The 23,248-nt window shown below is 32.4% G+C and carries 17 protein-coding genes and 1 tRNA gene; 6 read left to right on the top strand and 12 right to left on the bottom strand.

Annotated features, from left to right (window positions below):
- Position 1 precedes the first annotated feature (1 nt).
- The 8 genes from B0A57_RS06730 to B0A57_RS06695 all read right to left on the bottom strand — a co-directional run bounded on the left by B0A57_RS06730 (position 2) and on the right by B0A57_RS06695 (position 7,595).
- A complete protein-coding gene (locus B0A57_RS06730) occupies positions 2 to 451 on the bottom strand; it encodes a glycine zipper family protein (RefSeq protein WP_034097536.1) in 450 nt (149 codons plus the stop codon).
- 5 nt (positions 452 to 456) lie between these two features.
- The gene (locus B0A57_RS06725) at positions 457 to 1,830 is read right to left on the bottom strand and encodes a methylmalonyl-CoA mutase subunit beta (protein ID WP_038466191.1); all 1,374 of its coding nucleotides are present in this window, start codon (positions 1,828 to 1,830) and stop codon (positions 457 to 459) included.
- 25 nt (positions 1,831 to 1,855) lie between these two features.
- On the bottom strand, positions 1,856 to 2,179 hold the full coding sequence (locus B0A57_RS06720; RefSeq protein WP_074460296.1) for an FtsB family cell division protein: 324 nt from the start codon (positions 2,177 to 2,179) through the stop codon (positions 1,856 to 1,858).
- Positions 2,180 to 2,336: 157 nt separating this feature from the next.
- Positions 2,337 to 2,945, bottom strand: coding sequence for a uridine kinase (gene udk / locus B0A57_RS06715; protein WP_011963257.1), 609 nt, complete (start codon positions 2,943 to 2,945; stop codon positions 2,337 to 2,339).
- 80 nt (positions 2,946 to 3,025) lie between these two features.
- Positions 3,026 to 3,367, bottom strand: a complete 342-nt coding sequence (locus B0A57_RS06710; protein WP_034097540.1) for a hypothetical protein — start codon at positions 3,365 to 3,367, stop codon at positions 3,026 to 3,028.
- Between the two features lie 205 nt (positions 3,368 to 3,572).
- A complete protein-coding gene (locus B0A57_RS06705) occupies positions 3,573 to 4,796 on the bottom strand; it encodes a hypothetical protein (protein WP_034097541.1) in 1,224 nt (407 codons plus the stop codon).
- Positions 4,789 to 7,392, bottom strand: a complete 2,604-nt coding sequence (locus B0A57_RS06700; RefSeq protein WP_034097544.1) for a DUF2339 domain-containing protein — start codon at positions 7,390 to 7,392, stop codon at positions 4,789 to 4,791. Before B0A57_RS06700 ends, B0A57_RS06705 begins: the two co-directional genes overlap by 8 nt.
- Positions 7,393 to 7,520: 128 nt before the next feature.
- Positions 7,521 to 7,595, bottom strand: a tRNA-Pro gene (locus B0A57_RS06695).
- 163 nt (positions 7,596 to 7,758) lie between these two features.
- Between B0A57_RS06695 and B0A57_RS06690 the strand changes: the two genes are divergently transcribed.
- The gene (locus B0A57_RS06690) at positions 7,759 to 9,021 is read left to right on the top strand and encodes a hypothetical protein (RefSeq protein WP_011963252.1); all 1,263 of its coding nucleotides are present in this window, start codon (positions 7,759 to 7,761) and stop codon (positions 9,019 to 9,021) included.
- A gap of 106 nt (positions 9,022 to 9,127) precedes the next feature.
- Here the strand turns inward: B0A57_RS06690 and B0A57_RS06685 are convergent, their stop codons facing one another.
- The gene (locus B0A57_RS06685) at positions 9,128 to 11,260 is read right to left on the bottom strand and encodes a S9 family peptidase (protein ID WP_034097546.1); all 2,133 of its coding nucleotides are present in this window, start codon (positions 11,258 to 11,260) and stop codon (positions 9,128 to 9,130) included.
- Between the two features lie 100 nt (positions 11,261 to 11,360).
- Complete coding sequence (gene cphA, locus B0A57_RS06680; protein WP_011963250.1) at positions 11,361 to 13,985, bottom strand: cyanophycin synthetase; 2,625 nt, start codon at positions 13,983 to 13,985, stop codon at positions 11,361 to 11,363.
- 287 nt (positions 13,986 to 14,272) lie between these two features.
- On the opposite strand from cphA, the gene B0A57_RS06675 reads away from it, so the two are divergent.
- Together B0A57_RS06675 and B0A57_RS06670 are read left to right on the top strand one after the other, a co-directional pair.
- Positions 14,273 to 15,145 (top strand): cyanophycinase, encoded by an 873-nt coding sequence (locus B0A57_RS06675; RefSeq protein WP_034097548.1) that lies wholly within the window; start codon positions 14,273 to 14,275, stop codon positions 15,143 to 15,145.
- 103 nt (positions 15,146 to 15,248) lie between these two features.
- A complete protein-coding gene (locus B0A57_RS06670) occupies positions 15,249 to 16,091 on the top strand; it encodes an isoaspartyl peptidase/L-asparaginase (RefSeq protein WP_011963248.1) in 843 nt (280 codons plus the stop codon).
- A gap of 119 nt (positions 16,092 to 16,210) precedes the next feature.
- On the opposite strand, the gene B0A57_RS06665 is transcribed toward B0A57_RS06670, so the two are convergent.
- Entirely contained in the window at positions 16,211 to 16,849 is a 639-nt protein-coding gene (locus B0A57_RS06665; RefSeq protein ID WP_034097550.1) for a hypothetical protein, read from the bottom strand.
- Positions 16,850 to 17,438: 589 nt separating this feature from the next.
- Positions 17,439 to 20,228 (bottom strand): excinuclease ABC subunit UvrA, encoded by a 2,790-nt coding sequence (uvrA, locus tag B0A57_RS06660; RefSeq protein ID WP_034097552.1) that lies wholly within the window; start codon positions 20,226 to 20,228, stop codon positions 17,439 to 17,441.
- Between the two features lie 266 nt (positions 20,229 to 20,494).
- Here uvrA and B0A57_RS06655 point away from each other — a divergent pair, with 266 nt between their 5' ends.
- The 3 genes from B0A57_RS06655 (at position 20,495) to B0A57_RS06645 (ending at position 23,101) form a co-directional block, all read left to right on the top strand.
- Positions 20,495 to 21,079 (top strand): RNA polymerase sigma factor, encoded by a 585-nt coding sequence (locus tag B0A57_RS06655; RefSeq protein WP_011963245.1) that lies wholly within the window; start codon positions 20,495 to 20,497, stop codon positions 21,077 to 21,079.
- 354 nt (positions 21,080 to 21,433) lie between these two features.
- Positions 21,434 to 22,078, top strand: a complete 645-nt coding sequence (locus B0A57_RS06650; RefSeq protein ID WP_011963244.1) for a PAS domain-containing protein — start codon at positions 21,434 to 21,436, stop codon at positions 22,076 to 22,078.
- Between the two features lie 378 nt (positions 22,079 to 22,456).
- The gene (locus tag B0A57_RS06645) at positions 22,457 to 23,101 is read left to right on the top strand and encodes a PAS domain-containing protein (protein ID WP_011963243.1); all 645 of its coding nucleotides are present in this window, start codon (positions 22,457 to 22,459) and stop codon (positions 23,099 to 23,101) included.
- The last annotated feature ends 147 nt before the right edge of the window (positions 23,102 to 23,248 follow it).

Here is a 23,248-nt window from a genome sequence, read left to right as displayed (position 1 = left end):
TTTATTCAATTATTTTGAATGTGCTTCGTTGTTTAATATAAGTTTTGTTTCCACCAATGAGTCCGCCAGCAATTGTTGTTCCAGCTCCTGCGGCAAATAATGAAAAGGCATTTCCGTTGCCAAAGGCTGCTGCAATACCAGATCCAGCTACTAATCCTAGTCCAGTTCCTAAAATAATATTTTTTAGGACTGCTCCTTTTTTAGGGAAATATTTAATACTATTAATGTTGTTTATTGGTATAGGCATACCATTTATAGTAATGCTTTCGGGATTTTCGAATGTTAGTGTTCCTACGAGTTGCTCTCTTTTTGTAGTAGTTACTTTTACACGTTGTGCTTCTTGAAAAAATATAGATTTTCCTGATTGGTTATCAGTTACTTCTAGTTTTTTTGTTTGCGAAAAGGTGTTTATTGATATAAATAGAACTATAAATGATAAGATAGTTTTCATAATTTTTAATTATTTTTTTCTTGTTCCAATCGTTCTTGTTCCATTTTTTCTGCCAATCTTTTTTGAATAATGGGTGTGATTAAGGTTTTTCTTGGTTTTATTTTCACAAAAGGAAATAACTCTAAATCATGACTCATTTTGTCATTTTTATTCGGATATTTATTTGTTCCCAAAAGAATTTCTTTGCCAGAATCGAATAATTCTTGTTCTTTTTGCGCACTTTCTTGTATTTTTTTCTGAATATTACCTTCGTTTAGTTGTTTTAAAAATCCGCCATTGGCTTCAATTTCTTTAAATAAAAGTAAGGCTTTTTCTGCAAGTTGTGCTGTTAAATTTTCTATATAATACGTTCCGTCGGCTGGGTTGTTTACAATATCAAAATAGCTTTCCTTCTTTAATATTAACAATTGGTTGCGTGAAATTCTATCGCCAAATTCGTTGTCTTTGTGATAAATAGCGTCGTAGGCTAAATTTGCAACGGCGTTTGCACCACCCAGAATAGCACTCATACATTCTGTCGTGGTACGCAACATATTGGTGTTGTAATCGTATAAAGTTTTGTTACGTTTTGTTGGTGTTGCAATGATATGGCAATCGAAATCGTGGTTGTATTCTTTTGCTAAGGTGTTAAAGAGTAGGCGTAGGGCTCTTATTTTTGCTATTTCGAAGAAATAATTTGTTCCTACCGAAACTTCGATCGTTATGGGGTGGTGGTGGTTTTGAATATGATTAAAATATTCGTTTGTATGTGCTAATGTATATGCTAATTGTTGCACCATATTTGCACCAGCATTTTGATATAATGTTGCATTTATATTAATAAAAGAAATATTTTTACAGTCTTTGGAGACTGTGTTTAATACTCCAAAATTGTCTTTTGTTTCTGTTTCGAACCAGTTTCCATCTGAAGCCAATTGATGAATTGGATCTATCAAGCAGTGAATTATTGTGTTTTTAGACACCGCAATTTCGTTTGTTTTCTTGATGAAATTTGCCGACAGAAATTTTAAATTTAGATAAACTGGAATTTTATCGATGGCAATTTGAGATAATAATTTTGTGAGGTCTATATCCTCGTTTTCGATGGTAAATCGAATGCTTTCTGCACCACGAGCAATCGAATCATTTGCTTTGCGAATAGATTTTTCGATATCGAAGACAAAAATATTTTGCACTATTTTTACTTTTGATGCTTCGGTAGTAATTGCTGTTTTTTTGTAATCTTCGTCTTTGTGATAAAATGGTTTAACCTTAATACCTTCTGCACTTTCCCAAACTAGGGTTTCGTTATAATCTGCACCTTTTAGTTCAAATTGAATTTGTTGTTTCCATTGTTTTGAGGAAAGGGAATCGAAATCGTTGAATAAATTGGTTTCCAAAATGTTATTGTTTAGGGTTGTAAGATTATCTTTTCTCTAAAGTGTCTCCTTCAAATTCGATGATGTATATGTCTTCGCTATCCTTTTTCATATAGTATTTTTCGCGGGCATATTTTTCTATTTGGGCAGGATTTTTTAGTTTTTTTATTTGGTCTATGTCTTTTTTTATTTCTTCTTGGTAATATATTTTATTGTCTTCAAGTTCGTTTATTTCGCTGTTTAGAGCACAATGGTCTAGGTAGGAATAATTGTCTAAGAATAGGATCCAAATTACAAAAAAAAAGCATACAATAACATACTTGTTGAGTAGCGTTTTGTAGGGAATGTTATTTTTGAATGGATTGTTCATTTTTATTGGTTTTTAGCCCCGATAGCAGTGAGAATTCTTTTTTTTTTGCTTCTTAGCAAGCAAAAGATTACTTCACTTAGCGTTTGTTTTACTTAGCGTTCAGCGCACTTTGGGCTATTACAGATAGCAGGAAATAGCCCCTAAAAGTACTAATTTTTTATGAAATACGTTGGTTTATTACTGCTCGAACAACATCAATTGCTACTGTGTTGTATTTGTCATTTGGGATTATAATATCGGCAAAGGCTTTTGTTGGCTCGATAAATTGCTGGTGCATTGGTTTTAGTGTGGTTTGGTAACGGTTTAAAACCTCTTCCATATCACGACCACGTTCTGCAATGTCTCGTTTGAGACGACGGATTAGTCGTTCGTCTGAATCGGCATGAACAAATATTTTGATGTCGAATAGTTCACGTAATTCGGGATTTGTGAGTATTAATATTCCTTCAACAATCATTACTTTGCGAGGGTGCGTGGTAATGGTGTCGTCTGTCCTGTTGTGTTTTACAAAGGAATATACGGGCTGGTTTATTATTTTTCCCGCTTTTAAGTCTTTGAGGTGTTGTACTAATAATTCGAAATCGATAGCTCGTGGATGGTCGAAATTTATTTGTGAACGTTCTTCGTAGCTTAAGTTTTGGGTTTCTTTGTAGTAAGAATCTTGAGATATAATACCTACTTCAGTATCTGGTAACTCGTTCATGATTTGGTGAACTACGGTTGTTTTTCCTGATCCTGTTCCGCCTGCAATTCCTATAATGAGCATAAAAATGTGGTGTTATGTTTTATGCAAAAGTAGTTTTTTTGTATTAAATATCCGCAATTTATATTATCAAATTGAGGTGGTTAGCTTAATGTGTTTAGGGCCCCAAAAACTAGTATTACTAGCGTTAGGATCATTATGAGGTTGGCATTTCGTAGCAACGGTTTTTTATTATTATGAAGGATTAAGGCTTCGATTAATAAAAAAATTATCCATAGTAAAAGGAACGAACCCATGATGTAAAATAATGCTAAAAAGCCGTACATTCCTAAATCGCAACGGTCTAAATACAAGACGATTATTAATAGACTAAGTACTGCTACTCCAGCTCTAATTAGTACGTGTTTTACGATGTTTTGATTTTTTTGGTTTATTCTCTTTTCGGGATTTATCTCTAACAAATCATTAATATCGTTATTTATCATCTTCTGGTTTGTTGTTTTGTTTGTTGTACAAAACATAAAAAAAATTAAAAATAGCAATTGATGCTGTCAAATCTAGTATTTCGGTTACTATATTAAAATTAGATGAATATGTAAGAATATTAAAAGAAATTATAATATAAAATAGTCGAATTAAGGATTAGTATTCCTGCGCCAATCATAGCAAATAGTGTTGGTTGTTTCATGATTAAGATTTGTTATTCATGTCTTTTACTAAACTGATTACAAAGTAGGTAATGGCAATTCCAGCTAAGGAAATACAAAGCCACATGAACCAGGATTGTTGCCAAAATGTTTTGTTTGCCGCTGTTTTACAACTGTTTTTAATTTGTTTTGTTTCTGTAATTTGGGCTTCTGGTAGATTTGTAGTTATACTATTTTTAAAATTTTCTAAATCGTATTGTGGTGTATCTAAGTCTTTGTTTCCTGTTGTAATGGTATAATTTTCGTTGTTTTTTAAATCGGTAATGATATAAAATGGAGTTTGAAAAAGTTCTATCTTAGAAATAGTTAACGGCTGATTGTCTTTGTTTTCTATTGCTATAAAAAGTTCTTTTTCGAAAATTTGTGCTATATTAAATGTGTTGTTTGTGTCAGAATTTAGTTCGAAATTAGCAATTTGTTCTTCATAGTTTTCAAATTTATGTTTTACTTTTCGAGTTGCTTTTTTATATACAGATATGTTTCGTTTGTAAAATTTTGGATTTGAAATTGTAAATGAAATTTGGTTTATAATTTGAGGATTGTTAAAATTAATTTGAATTTTTGTCTTTTTTTTGTCTTTAATTTCGGTTACCAATTTTGATTTGTAAGGAACGGTAAGTAATGTCGTTTTTGACATTTTATGATTAATAGAACCAATATTTAAGATGTTTATAGGTAGCGTTTTTTTGTCATTGAAATCTATTTTTAAATACTTATAAAAACAAGGAGGAATAGGAATTGTATAAAATCCAGACGAAGTTTCCTCAGAATAAATAGGAGATAAAGAATCCTTATTTACTAATCCGAACCATTTTTCGTTATCCATACTTCCGCTAATGCTATAGGATTTTGTAATGTTCGAATTGGCAATTTCTAATGTTGCTTTGCTTATAGTCGTTTTTGGATTTTCGAAAATTAAAACTGTATTTTTGTTTGTAATAGCTGTTTTAGAAATAATTTTGTAAGCTACAAATAAATTGTTATAAGATTGATTATTTTTGGTTTCAAAATAATAAGGAACTTCATTTTTTTTGCTATCAAAAATTCTAAAATCACTCAAATCATCATTCGAAAACGACCGAAGTTCTGTTGGCAAAACTAGTTTATGGAAACCTTCTTTTCCGTCATATTTTATTTTTGCTGTTGCAATTCTGTTTTGCGCAAACGATAAATTTGCTATAAATAATAGGATAAAAAATTTATTCATTCTCATTAATTTTGTTTATTTCTTTATGTTCTTCTGTCTTTGTATCATCAATAACCAAGATTTTTAGTTTTTGATATACAAATGATATTATCAAAATTAAAACGCCTAACAATATAAATGCAATGATTTTTCCAGTTTCGGAAACATTACTAATATCGTACACAAATAATTTTACAACCGTTAGTCCAAGTAACGATAATGCAATTATTCGTATGGTTTTGTTTTGTTTTTTTATGCCAATGATCAAGAAGATGAAGGCTAAAAACCCCCATAAAATTGGGAAAGCAGCTTTCCATATTCGAGTTCTTGTCTCTGAAATGAAATTATCAGAAATCAGAATGCGCAAATATTTAGGATCATTTTTATAGTCGGCATACATAGTACTACTTTTTATATCTTGTAGAGTAACAGGCGAATTTGTAATAACTAATCCGTGAAGCATTATTTCGCTACTGGCTAAAAATATAATGAAGAAGGCCGCAATCCAGATAGAAATATTTGTATTAAAGAACTCTGGAATAACTTTTTCTTTCTCCATTTTGTATAATTGGTATGCAAAATAAATAATGATTAAAAGTGAAACGTAATGTAAATAAAAAGCAAATCGTTGGTAAATTCCCGTGCTAATATAATGTTCGTGCTCGACAAAAGCATAATTTGAAAACCAAAATGTAAATAAGAATATATTTGCAACTGCAATAATTGTGGCAAAATCATATCCGAATTGCGTTTTTTTCTTTACGATGATATAGGATAATGTAGCAAAAAACAACAAGTGGTACACTATAGGGAATGAAATAGTCGAATCTGGACTCTGAATATAATCGTTTGCTTGGTAGCTAACTTCGATAATTCCTACAAAATAGCTAAGAATAATACCTGTTAAAAAAGCAAATTTTCTGTAGCTTTCTGGATTAAAAGCAAACCCAAACTGCTCATAACTTTTGGTTTCATTTTTTAATAGGTAATAAATAGCAAATAACGAAGCAATAGCAAATAATCCAGTTATAAAAATTGGATTAATTATAATGTTGAGAACGCTATTGCCACCATAAATTTTGTTCCAATCCATGATTAAGCTAATAAGCATTAAAAAATGCACAATTACCGAAGCAAAACGATAACTGTTAATTTCAGATTTTTGTGCTAGCCAAATAAGTAAAACAGCTTCTGCCGCCCAAAATAAAGTAATATAATGCCCGTTAAACTGAATAGGAATTGCTAGTGTTACAAATGTTAGTGTAAGGCCAATTAGTAAATAAACAGCTTTTTTGTCTAATCCAAATTTTTTATACAAGAACCACGCATAGGTTAGGTTTAATAGCGCAATAAATGTAGTAAATAAGCCTCTTAATTCAGGATGATAATTAGATAAAATTACCATTCCAGCAGTATAAAACAAGAAAGTATTTGTTGTTAAAAGCGATAATTGTATTTTAGTAAAAACGCCTATTGTTTTTATGTTGTTTATAATATTTATTAGGATAAATATAAAATAAAAGACAAATCCAAAAAGTAAAGCGCCAAGATAATGAGGTTTAGGTTCATTTATTTCTGCGGATAACCAACCACCATAAAGAAGTATTGTAAAAACGAAGGCTAGGGTATTTACTAAACTCCATTTTTTGTGATAGGCTAATGCTAAAATACCTACATTTAAGATAATAATATAGCTAAATAACACAATATAGTTTCCGTTGCCAGTGCTAACCATAAGGGGTACTGCAAAGCCACCAATTAAGGAGAGTACAGCAAGTTCTATTCTGTTATAGGAATAGGAAATAAACACACTAAAACCAGTAATAGCTACCATGATTATAAAGGCAACGGTTTGGTTAAATAAATGGTATTCGTGGAAAGCTATTGCTATGGTAAAATAAAAAATGGCAATAGCTCCAGCCACAAAAACAGAACTAAATGCAGCATATTGTTGTTTTAGCTTGTGCGCTATTCCCATAACTAAAACACCACTAAGGACTCCAATTCCTACACGAGCAGGTTCGTTTATCCAATTTTTATCGATCGCATATTTTACAAAGTAGCTAATTCCTAGAACAAGAATTAAAATCCCTAATTTACTAATTAGATTTTCACCAATAAATTTTTCTAAATCTGGATTTTTGTCTTTAAAATTTTCCCAAAACGATTTTTCGGGAGCCAAAGGAGTATGAGGTTTTTGTTTTTGTTCAGGTTTTTCTGCTTTTGAGATGTTTAGGTTTTCTAAAGGAGTAAAAAACATTTCTTTGTGTTCTTCTGAAATAAATTCTTCAATTATAGGTGTAATTATAGTTTGCTCTTCTTCTTTTGGAATACTTAGGTTTTTTAGCGGAGTAAAAAACAGTTCTTTTTCTTCTTCTGAAATTTCTTCTTCAATTATAGGCTTACTGATGGTTTGTTTTTCTTCATCAGAAGCTATAATTGGTTTTTTATTCTCCGTTGAAGGTATAAATTGTGCTGTTTTTTCTTCTGCTTTTACCTGATCTATAAATTTGTTTAGCGCAATAAATTTCTTGTCTATAGTATCAAACCGCAATTTTATAGTATTAGAAATATAAAATAAAAAAATGAGAACCAGAATAAGTAAGAGTATTTCCATAGTACAGTTGTAAAAAACATTATGATTTGTAAATATAACAACATTTATGTATTTCACTCTTTTGAAACAAACTTTTTTCTTTTTTTTTATAAAAAAAAAGTCTTTTCAAGTAAATGAAAAGACTTTAGTCGGGGTGGCAGGATTCGAACCTGCGGCCTCCTGCTCCCAAAGCAGGCGCGATAACCGGGCTACGCTACACCCCGTGTAAGCGTGTGCAAATATAAGGTTTATTTTTAGTTTTCAAAGCAAATTAAATAAAAATAAAAAAATATTTATTTTCATTAATTTATTTGATCCAAATTTTGATCGTATATTTTTATATTTTTCATTCATTAAAACTATTATCTTTGGAATTAAAAAATCATAATGCAACTTAATAAGTCATTTTTTATATTAGTAATCCTCATTTCATTTTCTGTGAAAGCAAATTTTATTTTGCTTCCTATGGATGAAACGTCTCAAAAAAACCACCTAAAAGCTTACGGGATAACTTATTGGGCTTTAGAAAAACAATACAAAGCCAGTTGGTTATTAAACTATCGTGGCGGTTCTTTTCTTTTGCCAGATGTTTCAGATATTAGAAAAGAATGCCAAATACGAGGCGTGAGTTTTGAAGTGCTTTCTGACAATCAAACCAATAATATATTGGCAGATATTTCTTCTCCTTCGCAAAATATGGAGGTGGTTGTTTTAGAAAAAGCGCCTAAAGTAGCAGTTTATTCTCCTCCAGGTAAGCAACCTTGGGATGATGCGGTGACTATGGTTTTAACTTATGCCGAAATACCATTTACGACCATTTATGACCAAGAAGTGTTAAGCGATCAGTTAATTTTATACGACTGGTTGCATTTGCATCACGAAGATTTTACAGGACAATACGGTAAGTTTTTTGGGGCTTATAGGACTGCACCATGGTATATTCAGCAAAAACAAGATGCCGAGGCATTGGCAAAAAAGCTAGGCTACAATAAAGTTTCGCAAGAAAAAGGCGCTGTTGCCAGAAAAATTAGAGATTTCGTTATTGGCGGCGGCTTTATGTTTGCCATGTGTTCTGCAACCGATAGTTTCGATATTGCATTAGCTGCCGAAGGGATAGATATTTGTGAGTCTATGTTTGATGGTGATGAGAGTGAGGCTAATTATCAATCGAAAATAAATTATTCGAAGACCTTTGCTTTTAAAGATTTTATTTTAGACCGAAAGCCAGAGCATTACGAGTTTTCGGATATTGATATGACCGAGAAAAGAAGGATTCCTTTCGAGAAAGATTATTTTACACTGATGGAATTCTCTGCAAAATGGGACGTAATTCCAACCATGTTATGTCAAAATCATACCTCATTAGTAAAAGGATTTATGGGGCAAACCACTTCGTTCGAGAGGCAACTAATAAAAACAAATGTTCTTGTTTTAGGAGAAAATCAAATTAATGAAGAAGCACGGTATATTCATGGGCAAAAAGGAAAAGGCTTTTTTACTTTTTATGGCGGACATGATCCTGAGGATTTTCAGCATCGAGTAGGCGATGAGCCTACGGTTTTAGACTTGCACCCCAATTCTCCAGGTTTCAGATTAATTCTTAACAATATATTGTTTCCTGCTGCAAGAAAGAAAAAACAAAAAACGTAGCTTTAGGTTTTGTTTTAAAAAGATATGCCAAAACAGAAAATCTATAGTTTAAATATTCTAATAAAAAAATGCCAATCGTAAGTAACCGATTGGCATTTTTTGTAAGCTATTTGTTGTTTTCGATGATATAATCTAAAACTTTCTTCATCAAATGTACTCTGTCTTTTCCTTGTACATTGTGTTTGTGCATTGGATAAGGGAAGAAATCTACTTGCTTTTCGGCTTCTATAAATTTCTTGATTAATCCTAAATTGTTTTGCATGACTACAACATCGTCGCTTGTTCCGTGAATGAGTAATAATTTTCCTTTCAGGTTTTTTGCATAATTTAAAACATTGGCTTCATCAAAACCTTTCTGATTTTCTGCTGGCGTGTCCATGTAACGTTCGCCATACATGATTTCGTACCATTTCCAGTCGGTTACTGGTCCGCCTGCAACACCAACTTTAAAAGTGTCTGGTTTTCGGAGCATCAATGAGGTTGTCATGAAACCTCCGAAACTCCAACCGTGAACAGCCAATCTGTTTTCATCTACATAAGGTAGCGATTTCAGGTAATCGACCCCTTTTATTTGGTCTTCCATTTCATTTACACCTAATCGTTGGTGAATAACACTTTCGAAAGCTACGCCACGATTATCAGACCCACGATTGTCTACAGTAAAGACTAAATAACCTTGTTCTGCCATCCAGTGCATCCATAAATTTGCGCCATCTAGATAGGAATTTGTAATCATTTGCGCATGAGGACCTCCGTAAACGTAAATTAAAACGGGGTATTTTTTTGAGGCATCAAAATTGCTTGGTTTAATTAATCTGGTAAATAAATTAGTAATTCCGTCAGCAGATTTTATGGTTTTAATTTCGGTTGTTCCCATCACGTAACCGTCATATTTGTTCTTGCTTTCTAATACTATTGTGGGCTTTAAATTTTTGTCGTAAATTAATGATTTACTTGGTGTTGTGTGGTTTGAGTATTCGTCGAAAATGAAACTTCCATCAAAATTTGGAATGACTGTATGTACGCCAAATTCTTTGGTTATTAAGGTTTGTTTTCCTTTCAGGTCTACTTTGTAGGCTAGCATGTTTGTTGCGTTTTCTCCAGTAGCTTTAAAATAAATTTCGGTTCCAGCGGTATTGGTACTAATGATTTCTCTAACGGGAAATAGATTGCTTGTTAGTTTTTTAATTAGCTTTCCTTCGATAGTATAATAGTATAAATTATTGAATCCGTCTTTTTCAGATATCCAAACAAAATTATTGGATTTGCTATTTGGAAAAAAGGCAGCATTTTCTGGTTCTACCCATTTGTTGCTCTTTTCGTTTAAAATGGTGCGTACAAAAGTACCAGAATTGGCATCATATACATTCAAATTCATGTCGTTTTGAGCACGATTTACTTCGGCAATTAAAATATATTTTTCGTCTGGTGACCAAGAAAGATTTGTTAGGTAATCTTCAGGATTGCCTTTCGGCAAAATAAAAACAGTTTTGCTAGTGGCTAGATTGTAAACACCAACTCTTGGTTTTTCTGATTTCTGACCAATCATTGGGTATTTGATGCTTTCTAATTTCCCTGGAGTTTGGGTAATATCTAATAAAGGATAGTCTGCTACATTGGTTTCGTCTTTTTGGTAAAAAGCCAAATAAGTAGATTTTGGAGACCAAAAAATTCCGCCCGATATTCCGAATTCGCTTCTAGCAATTGTTTGTCCAGAAACTATATTTTTATCGGAGTTGTTAGTAACTGTAATTTTTTCTTTATTTTTATTAAAGAAAAATAAGTTGTTTTGTTCTGTAAAAGCTAAGTTCTCATTAGTATTGTCAAAAGTCTTATTCTCTGCAAATTCTAATGTTTCTTGTGTGGTTTTTCCTATTTTTGTTGCAATTTGATAGGAATAAAATTTTGTTCCATTTGAAATGGTTAGTATGTTTTCATTTTTCCATTGGTAGCCAAAAAAGGAATTTAACTTTGTGTTTAAAGATTTGTTTAAATCATCTAGGTTAAGTATAAGTGCTAATTTATTATCAGTTGCATTGGCAAGCATTAGTTTTGTTCCGTTTTCTACATAATAGGTGTATTTATTAGTGTTAGGGATCCATTGAAAGCCGGCTAATTTATCTGCCCTAAAAAGCCTGTTTTGTTGTAAAACTGATTCTTCGAGTGTAATTTTTTTGTTTTGTGCCGAGGCAAAAACTGTAATAAAGAGGCTTAATAAAAGGAGTATTCTGTTGTTCATAATGATTTTTTTGATTGCGTAAATGTATAAAAAAAGGACAGTGTTTTGAAATTTTATGAATCTCTTAACACTGTCCTTGATTATTTACGGAAAACGAAAATTAAATATTTCCTTCCTCATTTTCTTTGTCTAAATATTCTTGAACGATATCTATAGCATTAGTAACAACATCGCTTAAAGCAGTAATAAAGCTTCCTACTTCTGCGTTATCTATAGCGTGTTTGATGGCTTCTATTTCTTTAGGGATAATTTCGTGTGTTACTTCTCTGCCAGATTCGGCAATACCTTCTAGGATTAAATCGATGATTTCTTCTTCGGTTCGTCCGCGTAAATATTTTTCTTGGCGAATAATAATATGGTCAAACATTCGACCAGCAATTAATCCGCATTCTTTAATATCTTCGTCTCTGCGGTCACCAACACCTGCAATAATTCCAATTTTTTTGATTGCATCAATATTTTCTAAATAACCTTCAATACCACGATAGCCTGCAGGATTGTGGGCAAAATCTACTAAAACTTTAAATTTTTTGAATTCAAAAATATTCATTCTTCCGGGAGTTTGTGCTACACTTGGAATAAATGTTTGCAATGACAAACTAATATCTTCTGTTTTGAAGCCATATAAATAACTGGCTAAAGTGGCTGCTAGAACGTTTGCGATCATAAACTTGGCTTTTCCTCCCAAAGTTAAAGGAACGTGCGTGGCTCTTTCTACACGTATTTTCCATTCTCCTTTTTTGATGGTGATGTAACCGTTCTCATAAACAGCTACCGTTTTGCCTTCTTTGCACATTTTTTTGATTACTGCATTGTCTTCAGTTAAACTAAAATAAGCTACATTACAACTTAGTTCTTTAGCAATTTTTATGCAATAATCATCTTCGGCATTTAAAATTGCCCAGCCCTCTTTTTTTACACTTCGTACTACGGTTGCTTTTACACGGGCTAAATCGTCTAGGGTATAAATATCGCTAAGTCCTAAATGATCTTCTTGAATATTTGTTACAATGGCAATATCGCAACGACTGAAGCCAAGTCCTGAACGAAGTATGCCGCCACGGGCTGTTTCGAGAACTGCAAATTCGACCGTTGGGTCTTTTAGAATATATTCGGCAGAAACAGGTCCTGTTGTGTCGCCTTTTTCCATCATGTGGTTTTGTACATAAATTCCATCCGAAGTTGTAAATCCAACTTTATAACCATTATTTTTTACAATATGTGCCAAAAGTCTAGTTGTCGTTGTTTTTCCGTTTGTTCCAGTAACTGCGATAATTGGAATTCGGCTTGGTTTTCCTGGCGGATATAACATATCTATTACAGGTGAAGCAACGTTTCTAGGCAAACCTTCAGATGGTGCTAAGTGCATGCGAAATCCTGGCGCAGCATTTACTTCGAGGATACAACCGCCATTTTCTTTGAGTGGTTGTGTGAGGTTTTCTGCCATAATATCGACACCACAAATATCAAGTCCAATTACTCGAGATATTCTCTCGCAAAGGAAAATATTCTCAGGATGCATCATATCGGTAACATCTACAGAGGTTCCTCCAGTGCTGAGGTTTGCAGTCGATTTTAAATAAACAACTTCATCTTTTTTTGCAATGGTATGTATCGTGTATTTTAGTTTTTCTAATAAATCTTCGGTATCACGGTCTATTATAATTTCGGTTAATACATTTTCGTGACCGTAACCACGACGAGGGTCTTTATTAGTTTCTTCGATAAGTGTTGCAATAGAATCTTTTCCGTTTCCTATTACATGTGCAGGGACACGTTTTGCGGCAGCTACTAGTTTGTTGTCTATAATAAGGACACGAAAATCGTAACCAGTAATAAATTTTTCGACAATAACTCGATTGCTGTATTTTTTTGCATATTCTAACCCTGCTTTGGCATCTTGCCAGTTTGTTACATTTATAGAAGCTCCTTTTCCGTGGTTTCCGTCTAATGGTTTGAGTACGATTGGATAGCCTATTTTTGTAATAACATGGGTTAAATCTTCTTCATTTACACAAATTCCTCCGCCAGCAACTGGTATAGAGGCAGCATCGAGCATTTTTTTTGTTTGTTCTTTGTTGCAAGCAATATCTACCGCAATACTGCTGGTTTTGCAAGTTATGGTTGCTTGAAAACGCATTTGGTTTATACCGTAACCTAATTGTACTAAGGAATTTGTGCCTAATCTAATCCAGGGGATATCACGGGCAACGGCTTCTTCGACAATGCTTCCTGTGCTTGGTCCGAGGCGAACTTTGTCACGAATAACACGCATTTGTTGTATGTCGGCTTCTAAATCATATTTTGTTCCTGCGATTAATGCTTCTGCAATATTTACAGCGCTTTGTGCAGCAAAGATTCCTACATTTTCTTCGGTGTAACTAAAAACAACGTTGTATATTCCTGGGGTTTTGGTTTCTCGAGTACGACCAAAACCTGTTTCCATTCCGGCTAGAGTTTGTATTTCGAGTGCAATATGTTCTATAACATGTCCCATCCAGGTGCCTCGTTCTATGCGTGAGAAAAAACCGCCACGGCAACCTTCGGAACAGCGATGTTCTATCATGGTTGGAAACATGGCTTCTATTCGTTCTCGAAAACCGTCTATTTTATTGGTTGGAAATTGTTCTATTTCCTCTAAATCTAAACGCATTTGGATTAATTTTTTACGTTGGATACTCCAAATATTTGGTCCACGAAGCGCTTGAATTTTGTCGATTTTCATTTTTGATAAGTTGTTTTTGTTAAAAATAGGTAATATTTGTTTTATAAAAGCCTTTTTATTATTAGAAATATTTAAAATAGGTTTTTATTTTTTTGTTTTCGGTTTTTTATGAATGCTGATAGTAGTTGTTTTTATGAATTTTAGCCCTGATCGAAATGTAAATCTCCCGCTTTTTTTAGCGGGAATTGAAATGTAGAGCAGGAAATATGTTGATAAATACCTTAATGTTTTGCTCCTAAAAAAGAAAATAGATTTGCATTATTTTAAATTTTGGTTATTTTTACAAAATGAATATACAAGGAAAATTAGTCATTATAGGTGGTGCGGTTGACAAAGGAAGTTTTACAGAAACCAATTTGGATGATAATTCGAGTAATAATTTGAATTTTTTTGAAGAAGGGATTTTGAAGAGAATTATTGATGAATCTAAGCATAAAACACAATCTAGGATAGAAGTGATTACTACGGCTTCGAAAATTCCTAAAGAAATAGGCCCTGAATATGTGAAAGCTTTGAATTATTTAGGGGCTAATAATGTTGATATTTTAAATATTGAACGTCGTGAAGAAGCGATGGATCCTGTAATTGTGGCTCGATTGAAGGCTGCCGATGTGGTGATGTTTACTGGTGGCGATCAGTTACGATTGACATCTATTCTTGGCGGAACTCTGTTTCACGATTTGTTGTTAGAGAAATATCATAAGGAAGATTTTATTTATGCAGGAACTTCGGCAGGTGCTGCTGCGGCTTCTAATAATATGATTTATCAGGGAAGTAGTTCGGAAGCTTTATTGAAAGGGGAGGTAAAAATTACTTCTGGTTTAGGACTTATAGATGGTGTTATTATAGACACACATTTTGTGCAACGTGGTCGAATTGGACGGCTTTTTCAGTCGGTTGTAGGAAATCCGAAAGTTTTTGGGATTGGTCTTGGCGAAGATACAGGATTGCTTATTACTAATGGAAAACAAATGGAGGCTATTGGGTCTGGGCTTGTAATTTTAGTAGATGGTCGTGAGATAAAAGATACAAATTTAACGGAAATAGAATTAGGGCAACCTATTTCGATTTCTCATTTAGTTACCCATGTAATGAGTAAATTTGATACTTTTAATCTGGGTACTTTTAAAATGACGATTCAATCGTCTCAATATGTTTAGCTTATATTACACATTATAAAATATTTTTTCGAAATATAGATTGAATAATTTTTTTAAAAAGTATTCAGTATATTATATCTGTGTTCTTTTAATTTAAGATACTATGAAAATAATAATTCACGGCGGGTTTTTCTCGGAATCATCTACTAATCACCAAACGAAAGTAGCAAAGCAAAACGCTTTAGAGCGCATTGTAAAATCATCGTATGAGTTTATGAAAACACATTCAGCCCTTGAAACGGTGGTTTTTGCAGTTTCTCTTTTGGAAGACGATGCGCTGTTTAATGCAGGAACAGGTTCTCAGATACAAAGCGACGGAAAGATAAGAATGAGCGCCGCTATTATGGATGGCGAAACTCAGAAAATGAGCGGTGTTATAAATATTGAAGAAGTTAAAAATCCTATTCGTGTAGCTCAAGTATTAATGGGTGAAGAGGATAGGGTTCTTGGCGGAAGTGGTGCCACAAATTATGCAAGGCAGAACGGTTTTGAAGCTTTTTCGACCGAAATTGCACAGCGAAAAGCAGAATATGAAGCCAAACTAAAATCCTTGGGAACAGGAACTGTAGGTTGTGTAGCTTTAGATAACGATAATAAACTTGCCGTAGCTACTTCTACTGGAGGAAAAGGGTTTGAATTGGTTGGGCGAATATCAGATTCTGCAACTGTGGCTGGAAATTATGCTAACAAATTTTGTGGCGTGAGCTTAACAGGAGTAGGTGAGGATATAGTGAGTAATGCAACGGCTGCTAAAATCGTAACTCGTGTTACAGATGGTTTTACTTTAGAGAAAGCATTCGAAAAAACTTTTGAAGAATTAAAACCTTACGATGGTTTTGCGGGTGCCATTGGGATAGATAACAAAGGAAATATATTTCACCAAGATTCGCATCCCAGTATGGTTTTTGCCAGTTATGATGGTGCGATTTTTGCCGTTTTTGATTAAGATTTTATTGTGTTTAGTTTTAAAAACGCATAAAAAAAACCCCGAAATTATTGCTAATACAGGGTTTTTAATAAACAAACCAAACCAAATTTATATGTAACTAGCATATAAACTTTCTTTTATCCTTCTCTTCTATCATTTGCTGAAATTTCTATTTTTGATTTCGTACCATCAGTTTTGTAATAGTAGTAATCATCATTAGAATTTGAAGATTGGTTATTATAATTATTTTGACTCTCATTTTGATCGTATTCGGGGTAATTATAATCATTATAATATCTAGAATTGTAACCTTTTACAGTTCCGAAAACATTTATAATTTGACCTCTTCTGTTGTAAATAATTTTTAAACCACCTACTTGGGAAAGCGCAAAACTATTATATCGCATATACACAGTGCCAATTCTAGTTACACGATTATTGTAGTCGTAATTAATAAAAGTGTTTCCAATTCTTCTTATTCTACCAAAATCGTCATGCTCGATGCGAACTGCGTAATTTTCGGGTCTTTTATTTATTTCTCTTTTTTTACCAGTTTTGTAGTAATAATCAGCTTGCGAATTTTGTGGTCTTGTGTTAAAATCGAATTCGCCATTTGGGAATACATAAAACCCGATGCCACGTTCTGTAAAAGTTATTGGTTCGTCGAAATTGAATCTCGAAATTATTGTATTGTTAGAAAAAAAAAGGTTTTCAGACGCATTTCCCATATTTCCCAGTAATAAAAAGCAGGCTACTAAAAGAGTGATTTTTTTCATGATACAATAAATTTAATAGTTTTTTGCTTCTCTTACGATTTTTAGCTTTCTCGAAAAAATAAGACTTATGGTAATAGGATATTCAATTTGCGTGCCAAAAATTAAAAAACATAGACTTAATTTATGATATGTAGTGTTTTTTAACTTTTTAATACCAGTTACAGCAAATAAATGTTATATCATTTTAGCATTAAATTTACGGGAATAATAAAGACAGGGTTTGCTATTGTGAGGCATGAGAAATCTTATCAAGTAATACCAATTTAGCTTTAAAAACACTGGAATGTTTATTGAGGATGTTGTCATTCCGAGGAACGAGGAATCTCATAATTTGAATAACTTGATGAGATTTCTCATGCCTCGGAATGACAAAACCTGTATGTTTTTTTATCCCAGTAAATTTTAACTTTAAATGGTATAATTCAGATTATGAGATTTCTCGTTGCTGGTAATGACAATATACGCACCAAAGATTACAGTGTTTTTAAAATTAAAATGGTGTTATAAGTTTTACAACCTCAATTTATGGGAAATTATAAATACTATTTACAAGAAAATTATGTTTAAAAAACAGGAGTGCTAAGGGTATTTACAACTTCTCCTTCAAATATTTTCCAGTAATCGATTTTTTGTTTTTTACAATATCTTCTGGAGTTCCTTCGGCAAGGATTTGACCGCCGTTTTCGCCACCTTCAGGACCCAAATCGATAACCCAATCGGCACATTTTATCATGTCTAAATTGTGCTCTATCACAATAATAGAATGTCCTTTTTCGATTAAAGCATTAAACGATTTGAGTAATTTTTGAATGTCATGAAAATGCAATCCCGTTGTTGGTTCATCAAAAACAAACAAAGCTTTTTCTTTAGTTGCACCTTTTACTAAAAAAGTAGCGAGTTTTATGCGTTGTGCTTCGCCACCAGAAAGTGTCGATGAGGATTGTCCTAACTGTACATATCCCAAACCAACATCTTGTAGGGGTTGTAGTTTTTGCGATATTTTAGTTTGTTTTGTATTAATAAAAAAGGTTAACGCGTCGTCGATAGTCATTGTTAGAATATCATCGATGTTTTTTCCTTCAAAAGTAATTTCGAGTACTTCTTTTTTGAAACGTTTGCCATTGCAAGTTTCACAAGGCAAGGAAACATCGGCCATAAAGACCATTTCTACATTTATAGTACCTTCTCCTTTGCAGGTTTCGCAACGACCGCCATCTACATTAAAAGAAAAATGTTTCGCCTGATAGCCACGATTTTTAGATAGTTTTTCTTTGGTATACAACTCCCGAATATCGTCGTAAGCCTTAATGTAAGTTACTGGATTAGAGCGTGAACTTCTCCCTATTGGGTTCTGATCTACATATTCGATATGGTGAATTTTATCATAAGAGCCTCTCATTTCAGTATATTGACCTGCTTTTTCACCCACGCCATCAATCTTTTTTTGCATCGCTGGAAAAAGAATTTTCTTCACCAAAGTACTTTTTCCTGAACCCGAAACGCCTGTAATTACGGTAAGCATTTCTAACGGAAACTTAACATCTACATTTTGTAAGTTATTCTCACGGGCACCTAATATTTCTATATAAGTAGAAGATTTTCGTCTGGTTTTGGGTACCGAAATTTCTAAATCTCCGTTTAAATATTTTGCGGTTAATGAGGTTGATTTTAATATTTCATTAAAAGTTCCTTGAGCGACTAGTTCACCACCAAAAGTTCCTGCTTCTGGACCAATATCTATAATCATATCGGCGGCTTTCATAATATCTTCGTCGTGTTCGACTACAATTACTGTATTTCCCAAATCACGAAGAGAAATAAGCACTTGAATTAATTTTTCGGTGTCTTTTGGATGCAAGCCAATACTTGGTTCGTCGAGGATATACATAGAGCCAACAAGAGAACTTCCTAGTGATGTGGCAAGGTTTATTCGTTGAGATTCGCCACCAGATAGTGTTGCAGAATTTCTGTTTAATGTTAAATAATCTAATCCAACTTCCTGAAGAAATGACAATCGGTTGTTAATTTCTATGAGTAATCGTTTGGCAACTTTAGTATCATAATCCGACAGTTTTAAGTCTTTGAAGAACAAGACGGTATTTTTTATAGATAAATCGACCAAATCAGGCAATGTTTTTCCGCCTACTTTTATATTGTAAACCTCTTGTCTGAGTCTTTTTCCTTTGCAGGCATGACATTTTGTTTTGCCTCGATAGCGAGAAAGCATGACTCGATTCTGAATTTTGTAATTTTTTTCTTCCAGTTCTTTGAAAAAATCATTCAAACCCTGAAAATATTTATTACCACTCCAAATTAAGTCTTTCTGGGTATCTGATAGCTCAAAATAAGGTTTGTGAATAGGGAAGTCGAATTTATGACTGTGGTTTACCAATTCGTCACGAAACCAACTCATGGTTTCGCCACGCCAAGGGAAAATGGCATTTTCGTATATAGACAAAGCGGTGTTTGGGATCACCAATTCCTGATCGATACCAATAACATGACCATAGCCATCGCAAACAGGGCAAGCACCGTAGGGATTATTGAAGCTAAACAAATGCACATTTGGTTCTAAAAAAGACAATCCGTCTAACTCGAAATTGGCACTATAGCTATGTTTTTTATCAGAATTTACTTCTTGTAGATAACAAATTCCTTTGCCTTCATAGAAAGCTGTTTGTACAGAATCTGCCAATCTATTAAAGAAATCCTCATCATCTTTAAGAACAATTCTATCAATAATAAGTAAAATGTCTTTGTGATTTAATTTGTGTTGGTCTATTTCATCTAAACGAATCATTTGGTTTTTAACTAAAATACGGGCAAAACCTTGCTGCAAAAGCACTTTTAGTTTGTCTTCTAGTTTTCGTCCTTCTTCCAGGTGAATAGGAGCAAGGAGCAACCATTTAGAGTTAATTTCGAATTTTTTTACGTCATTTATAACATCAGAAACCGTATTTTTTTTTACTTCAAGTCCAGAAATTGGCGAAATAGTTTTACCAATTCTTGCGTATAATAATTTGAGATAATCATAAATTTCGGTCGAAGTTCCCACCGTAGAACGGGCATTTGTGGTATTTACTTTCTGCTCGATAGCAATAGCAGGTGCAATTCCTTTTATATATTCGACCTTTGGCTTGTCTAATCTTCCTAAAAATTGTCGGGCATAACTAGACAAACTTTCTACATAACGGCGTTGTCCTTCGGCATACAAAGTATCGAAAGCCAATGAAGACTTGCCAGAGCCTGAAAGCCCTGTAATTACTACTAATTTATTACGTGGAATAGCAACATCTAGGTTTTTCAAATTGTGAATTTGAGCGCCTTTGATGATAATATTTTTCTTAGGTTCTAGTTTCGAAATATCTTGATGAATCATTTGAAAAGTCAGTTTTTACAAAGATAATCAATTCTGCTTTTTTATTGTAATTTGTATGTACTCTCTTTTGGTTTTTGATTAATTGCAACTAATTTTTTCAAATTTTATTTCAAATGCGTTGTTAAATTATTTAACAAATATTGTTAATATTAAATAATTTACATTAAATTTGAATTCTAATTAATACTAAAACAAGGCTTATACTAAAAAAATACTTTAGAAAAAGAGACAAACTCTTAATACAAACCCACTCTAAAAGTATTCTTATGGCTACTATACAACTACCAGACGGATTATTGGTAAGGCATTACATCTCTGGCGATGAAAACGCATTATCTATATTAGTAAAAAGACATGAGTCTAAAATTTTTGGTTTTATATATTCAAAAGTTTTAGATCGAGATGTTGCTAATGATATATTTCAAGATACATTTATCAAAGTAATAAAAACGTTAAAAGGAAATTCGTACAACGAAGAAGGTAAATTTTTGCCATGGGTAATGCGAATTGCACATAATTTGGTGATAGACCATTTTCGAAAAGCCAAAAAAATGCCTATGTTTCGCGAGACCGAAGAGTTTTCTGTTTTTTCTATGATGAGTGATAATTCCCAAGATATTGAAAGTAAGATTATTACCAATCAAGTCGAAAAAGACTTAATTAAGCTCTTGAAAGAATTGCCAGATGACCAGCGAGAAGTGGTCGAAATGCGAATTTATCAGGATTTAAGTTTCAAAGAAATTTCTGAATCTACAGGGGTTAGTATTAATACAGCTTTAGGAAGAATGCGTTATGCTTTGATAAATTTGAGAAGAATAATAGATAAAAACCAGGTTATATTGATAAATTGAACAATATATTTGATAGTTTTCGTTATACTATAAAAACTAAAAAATAGTATGGCAAAAAAATACTTTAAAAAGAAAAATATAATACCTAATCTGTTACCCAAAAACGAGACACTTAATTTTATATTCAACTACTCGAAAGCATTGCGAATAAATAAAATTGGTAAAGAAACTTTCGAAACAATCTTAAATTAATAAAAAAAGCATTCGGTAATTTGAATGCTTTTTTTATTTAGCATAACTTCCTTATTTACTTATGGTTACAAAAAATAGTGTGTATTGCTAATAGCTTTATGGCTTTAATTGTAGGAATTTATTTTATATTTGTGGCTAAATTACTTAACCTAAATCTAAGTCATGAGTCAAGAAATAAATTTTGTAAAGCCTACTCCTATCGAAAAAGAAGTGGCATGGGACAAAACGAGAACCATTATGAGTAAAACCGATCTGTACGGAACGATCGAATTTGTAAATGAAGTTTTTACAGATGTTTCAGGATACGAAGATTACGAACTAATTGCAAAACCACATAATATAATTAGACATCCAGATATGCCTCAAATTATTTTTAAAATACTTTGGGATAATATAAAGCAAGGAAACCAGTTTCATGGTATTGTAAAAAACTTAGCGAAATCAGGAAGATATTATTGGGCTATTACTGATTTTGAGTATGTTCTAGACGAAAACGAAAAGATTACAAAATATATTGCCAGACGAAAAGCAGTTCCCCAAGATGTAATTACAAAACATATCGAGCCATTGTATAGAAAATTATTGCAAATAGAACAAGTTAGTGGGGTCGATGCAAGTGAAAATTACCTAATAGGTTTTTTAGAAGAAGCAGGCGTTAGTTATGTAGATCTAATTACTAATTTAATGTTAGAAGATGACAAAGCGGAACAATTGCGAGAAATGAAAGAAAAAGGCCTAGAGGCCAACGGAGAAGAAATAAAAGAAAAAAGACAAGGGTTTTTTAGTAGATTTTTCTCAAGAGATTAATATTAGAATCAGGACTAAATTTATTTGATTAAGTTTTGATTCTAAAAAAAAAAAACATACACAACCCAAGGAAAGGTTATGATTTTTATTTTTTTATAACCATCATTATGAAGCTTTTGTTTTCATGTTTTGTATCAGAATAAATAAAAACCTTTTAAAACTATTTTAAGTATCAATAATATTGGTAAAGATAGTTTTTAAAACATTCTTAAATTAATTAGAAAACGCTTAATAATTTGAGCGTTTTTTTATTTTAATATAACCTTTTCATTTCCTATGTGTTAGAACAAATACAATTATTTATGATATTTTTTATGACTTTTATCATGAAAAATCATTTATATTTGCTTTATCAATATTTAATCTAAATAAAAAAAAATGAATCAAGAAATAGAATTTATAAAGCCTATTCCTATAGAAAAAGAAGTGGCGTGGGATAAAACAAAAATAATTATGAGCAAAACCGATCTGTACGGAACGATCGAGTATGTAAATGAAGTTTTTACAGATGTTTCAGGGTACGAAGATTGTGAGCTAATTTCAAAACCGCATAATATAATTAGGCATCCAGATATGCCTCAAATTATTTATAAAATACTTTGGGATAATATAAAACAAGGAAACCAGTTTCATGGAATTATAAAAAACTTAGCAAAATCAGGAAGATATTATTGGGCTATTACTGATTTTGAGTATGTTATGGATGAGAATAATAATGTCATAAAATATATTGCCAGACGAAAAGCAGTACCTCAAGATGTAATAACAAAACATATCGAACCATTATACAGAAGATTATTGCAAATAGAGCAAGTTAGTGGGGTAGATGCTAGTGAAAATTATCTAATAGGTTTTCTAGAGGAATCTGGCGTTAATTATGTAGATCTAATTACTAATCTGATGATTGATGACGACAAAGCAGGACAATTGCAAGGAATGAAAGGGAAAGGATTAGAAGCTAATGGCGAAGATTCGAAAGAAAAAAGACAAGGGTTTTTTAGTAAATTTTTCTCGAAAAACTAATTAATATTTTTTAGAATCAAAACCGAATTAAGTTGGTTTTGATTCTAAAAAAATGTTACAAATTATATTATTTATTCTTTAATTTTGTTGAAATAATAATATAAAAACAAATTAGTATGTTTTTATATCACTAGTGTCCACTAAAAA

It is taken from the genome of Flavobacterium psychrophilum DSM 3660 = ATCC 49418 (genome assembly GCF_002217405.1).
In the GTDB taxonomy this organism is placed as follows: domain Bacteria; phylum Bacteroidota; class Bacteroidia; order Flavobacteriales; family Flavobacteriaceae; genus Flavobacterium; species Flavobacterium psychrophilum.
This window is presented reverse-complemented; position numbering and strand designations above follow the sequence as displayed.

What these genes read in the sequence shown, in the direction of transcription:
- B0A57_RS06730 (WP_034097536.1), bottom strand. Translation starts at nt 451, where the DNA reads ATGAAAACTATCTTATCATTTATAGTTCTATTTATATCAATAAACACC.
- B0A57_RS06720 (WP_074460296.1), bottom strand. Translation starts at nt 2,179, where the DNA reads ATGAACAATCCATTCAAAAATAACATTCCCTACAAAACGCTACTCAAC.
- udk (WP_011963257.1), bottom strand. Translation starts at nt 2,945, where the DNA reads ATGCTCATTATAGGAATTGCAGGCGGAACAGGATCAGGAAAAACAACC.
- B0A57_RS06710 (WP_034097540.1), bottom strand. Translation starts at nt 3,367, where the DNA reads ATGATAAATAACGATATTAATGATTTGTTAGAGATAAATCCCGAAAAG.
- B0A57_RS06705 (WP_034097541.1), bottom strand. Translation starts at nt 4,796, where the DNA reads ATGAATAAATTTTTTATCCTATTATTTATAGCAAATTTATCGTTTGCG.
- B0A57_RS06700 (WP_034097544.1), bottom strand. Translation starts at nt 7,392, where the DNA reads ATGGAAATACTCTTACTTATTCTGGTTCTCATTTTTTTATTTTATATT.
- B0A57_RS06690 (WP_011963252.1), top strand. Translation starts at nt 7,759, where the DNA reads ATGCAACTTAATAAGTCATTTTTTATATTAGTAATCCTCATTTCATTT.
- B0A57_RS06685 (WP_034097546.1), bottom strand. Translation starts at nt 11,260, where the DNA reads ATGAACAACAGAATACTCCTTTTATTAAGCCTCTTTATTACAGTTTTT.
- cphA (WP_011963250.1), bottom strand. Translation starts at nt 13,985, where the DNA reads ATGAAAATCGACAAAATTCAAGCGCTTCGTGGACCAAATATTTGGAGT.
- B0A57_RS06675 (WP_034097548.1), top strand. Translation starts at nt 14,273, where the DNA reads ATGAATATACAAGGAAAATTAGTCATTATAGGTGGTGCGGTTGACAAA.
- B0A57_RS06670 (WP_011963248.1), top strand. Translation starts at nt 15,249, where the DNA reads ATGAAAATAATAATTCACGGCGGGTTTTTCTCGGAATCATCTACTAAT.
- B0A57_RS06665 (WP_034097550.1), bottom strand. Translation starts at nt 16,849, where the DNA reads ATGAAAAAAATCACTCTTTTAGTAGCCTGCTTTTTATTACTGGGAAAT.
- uvrA (WP_034097552.1), bottom strand. Translation starts at nt 20,228, where the DNA reads ATGATTCATCAAGATATTTCGAAACTAGAACCTAAGAAAAATATTATC.
- B0A57_RS06655 (WP_011963245.1), top strand. Translation starts at nt 20,495, where the DNA reads ATGGCTACTATACAACTACCAGACGGATTATTGGTAAGGCATTACATC.
- B0A57_RS06650 (WP_011963244.1), top strand. Translation starts at nt 21,434, where the DNA reads ATGAGTCAAGAAATAAATTTTGTAAAGCCTACTCCTATCGAAAAAGAA.
- B0A57_RS06645 (WP_011963243.1), top strand. Translation starts at nt 22,457, where the DNA reads ATGAATCAAGAAATAGAATTTATAAAGCCTATTCCTATAGAAAAAGAA.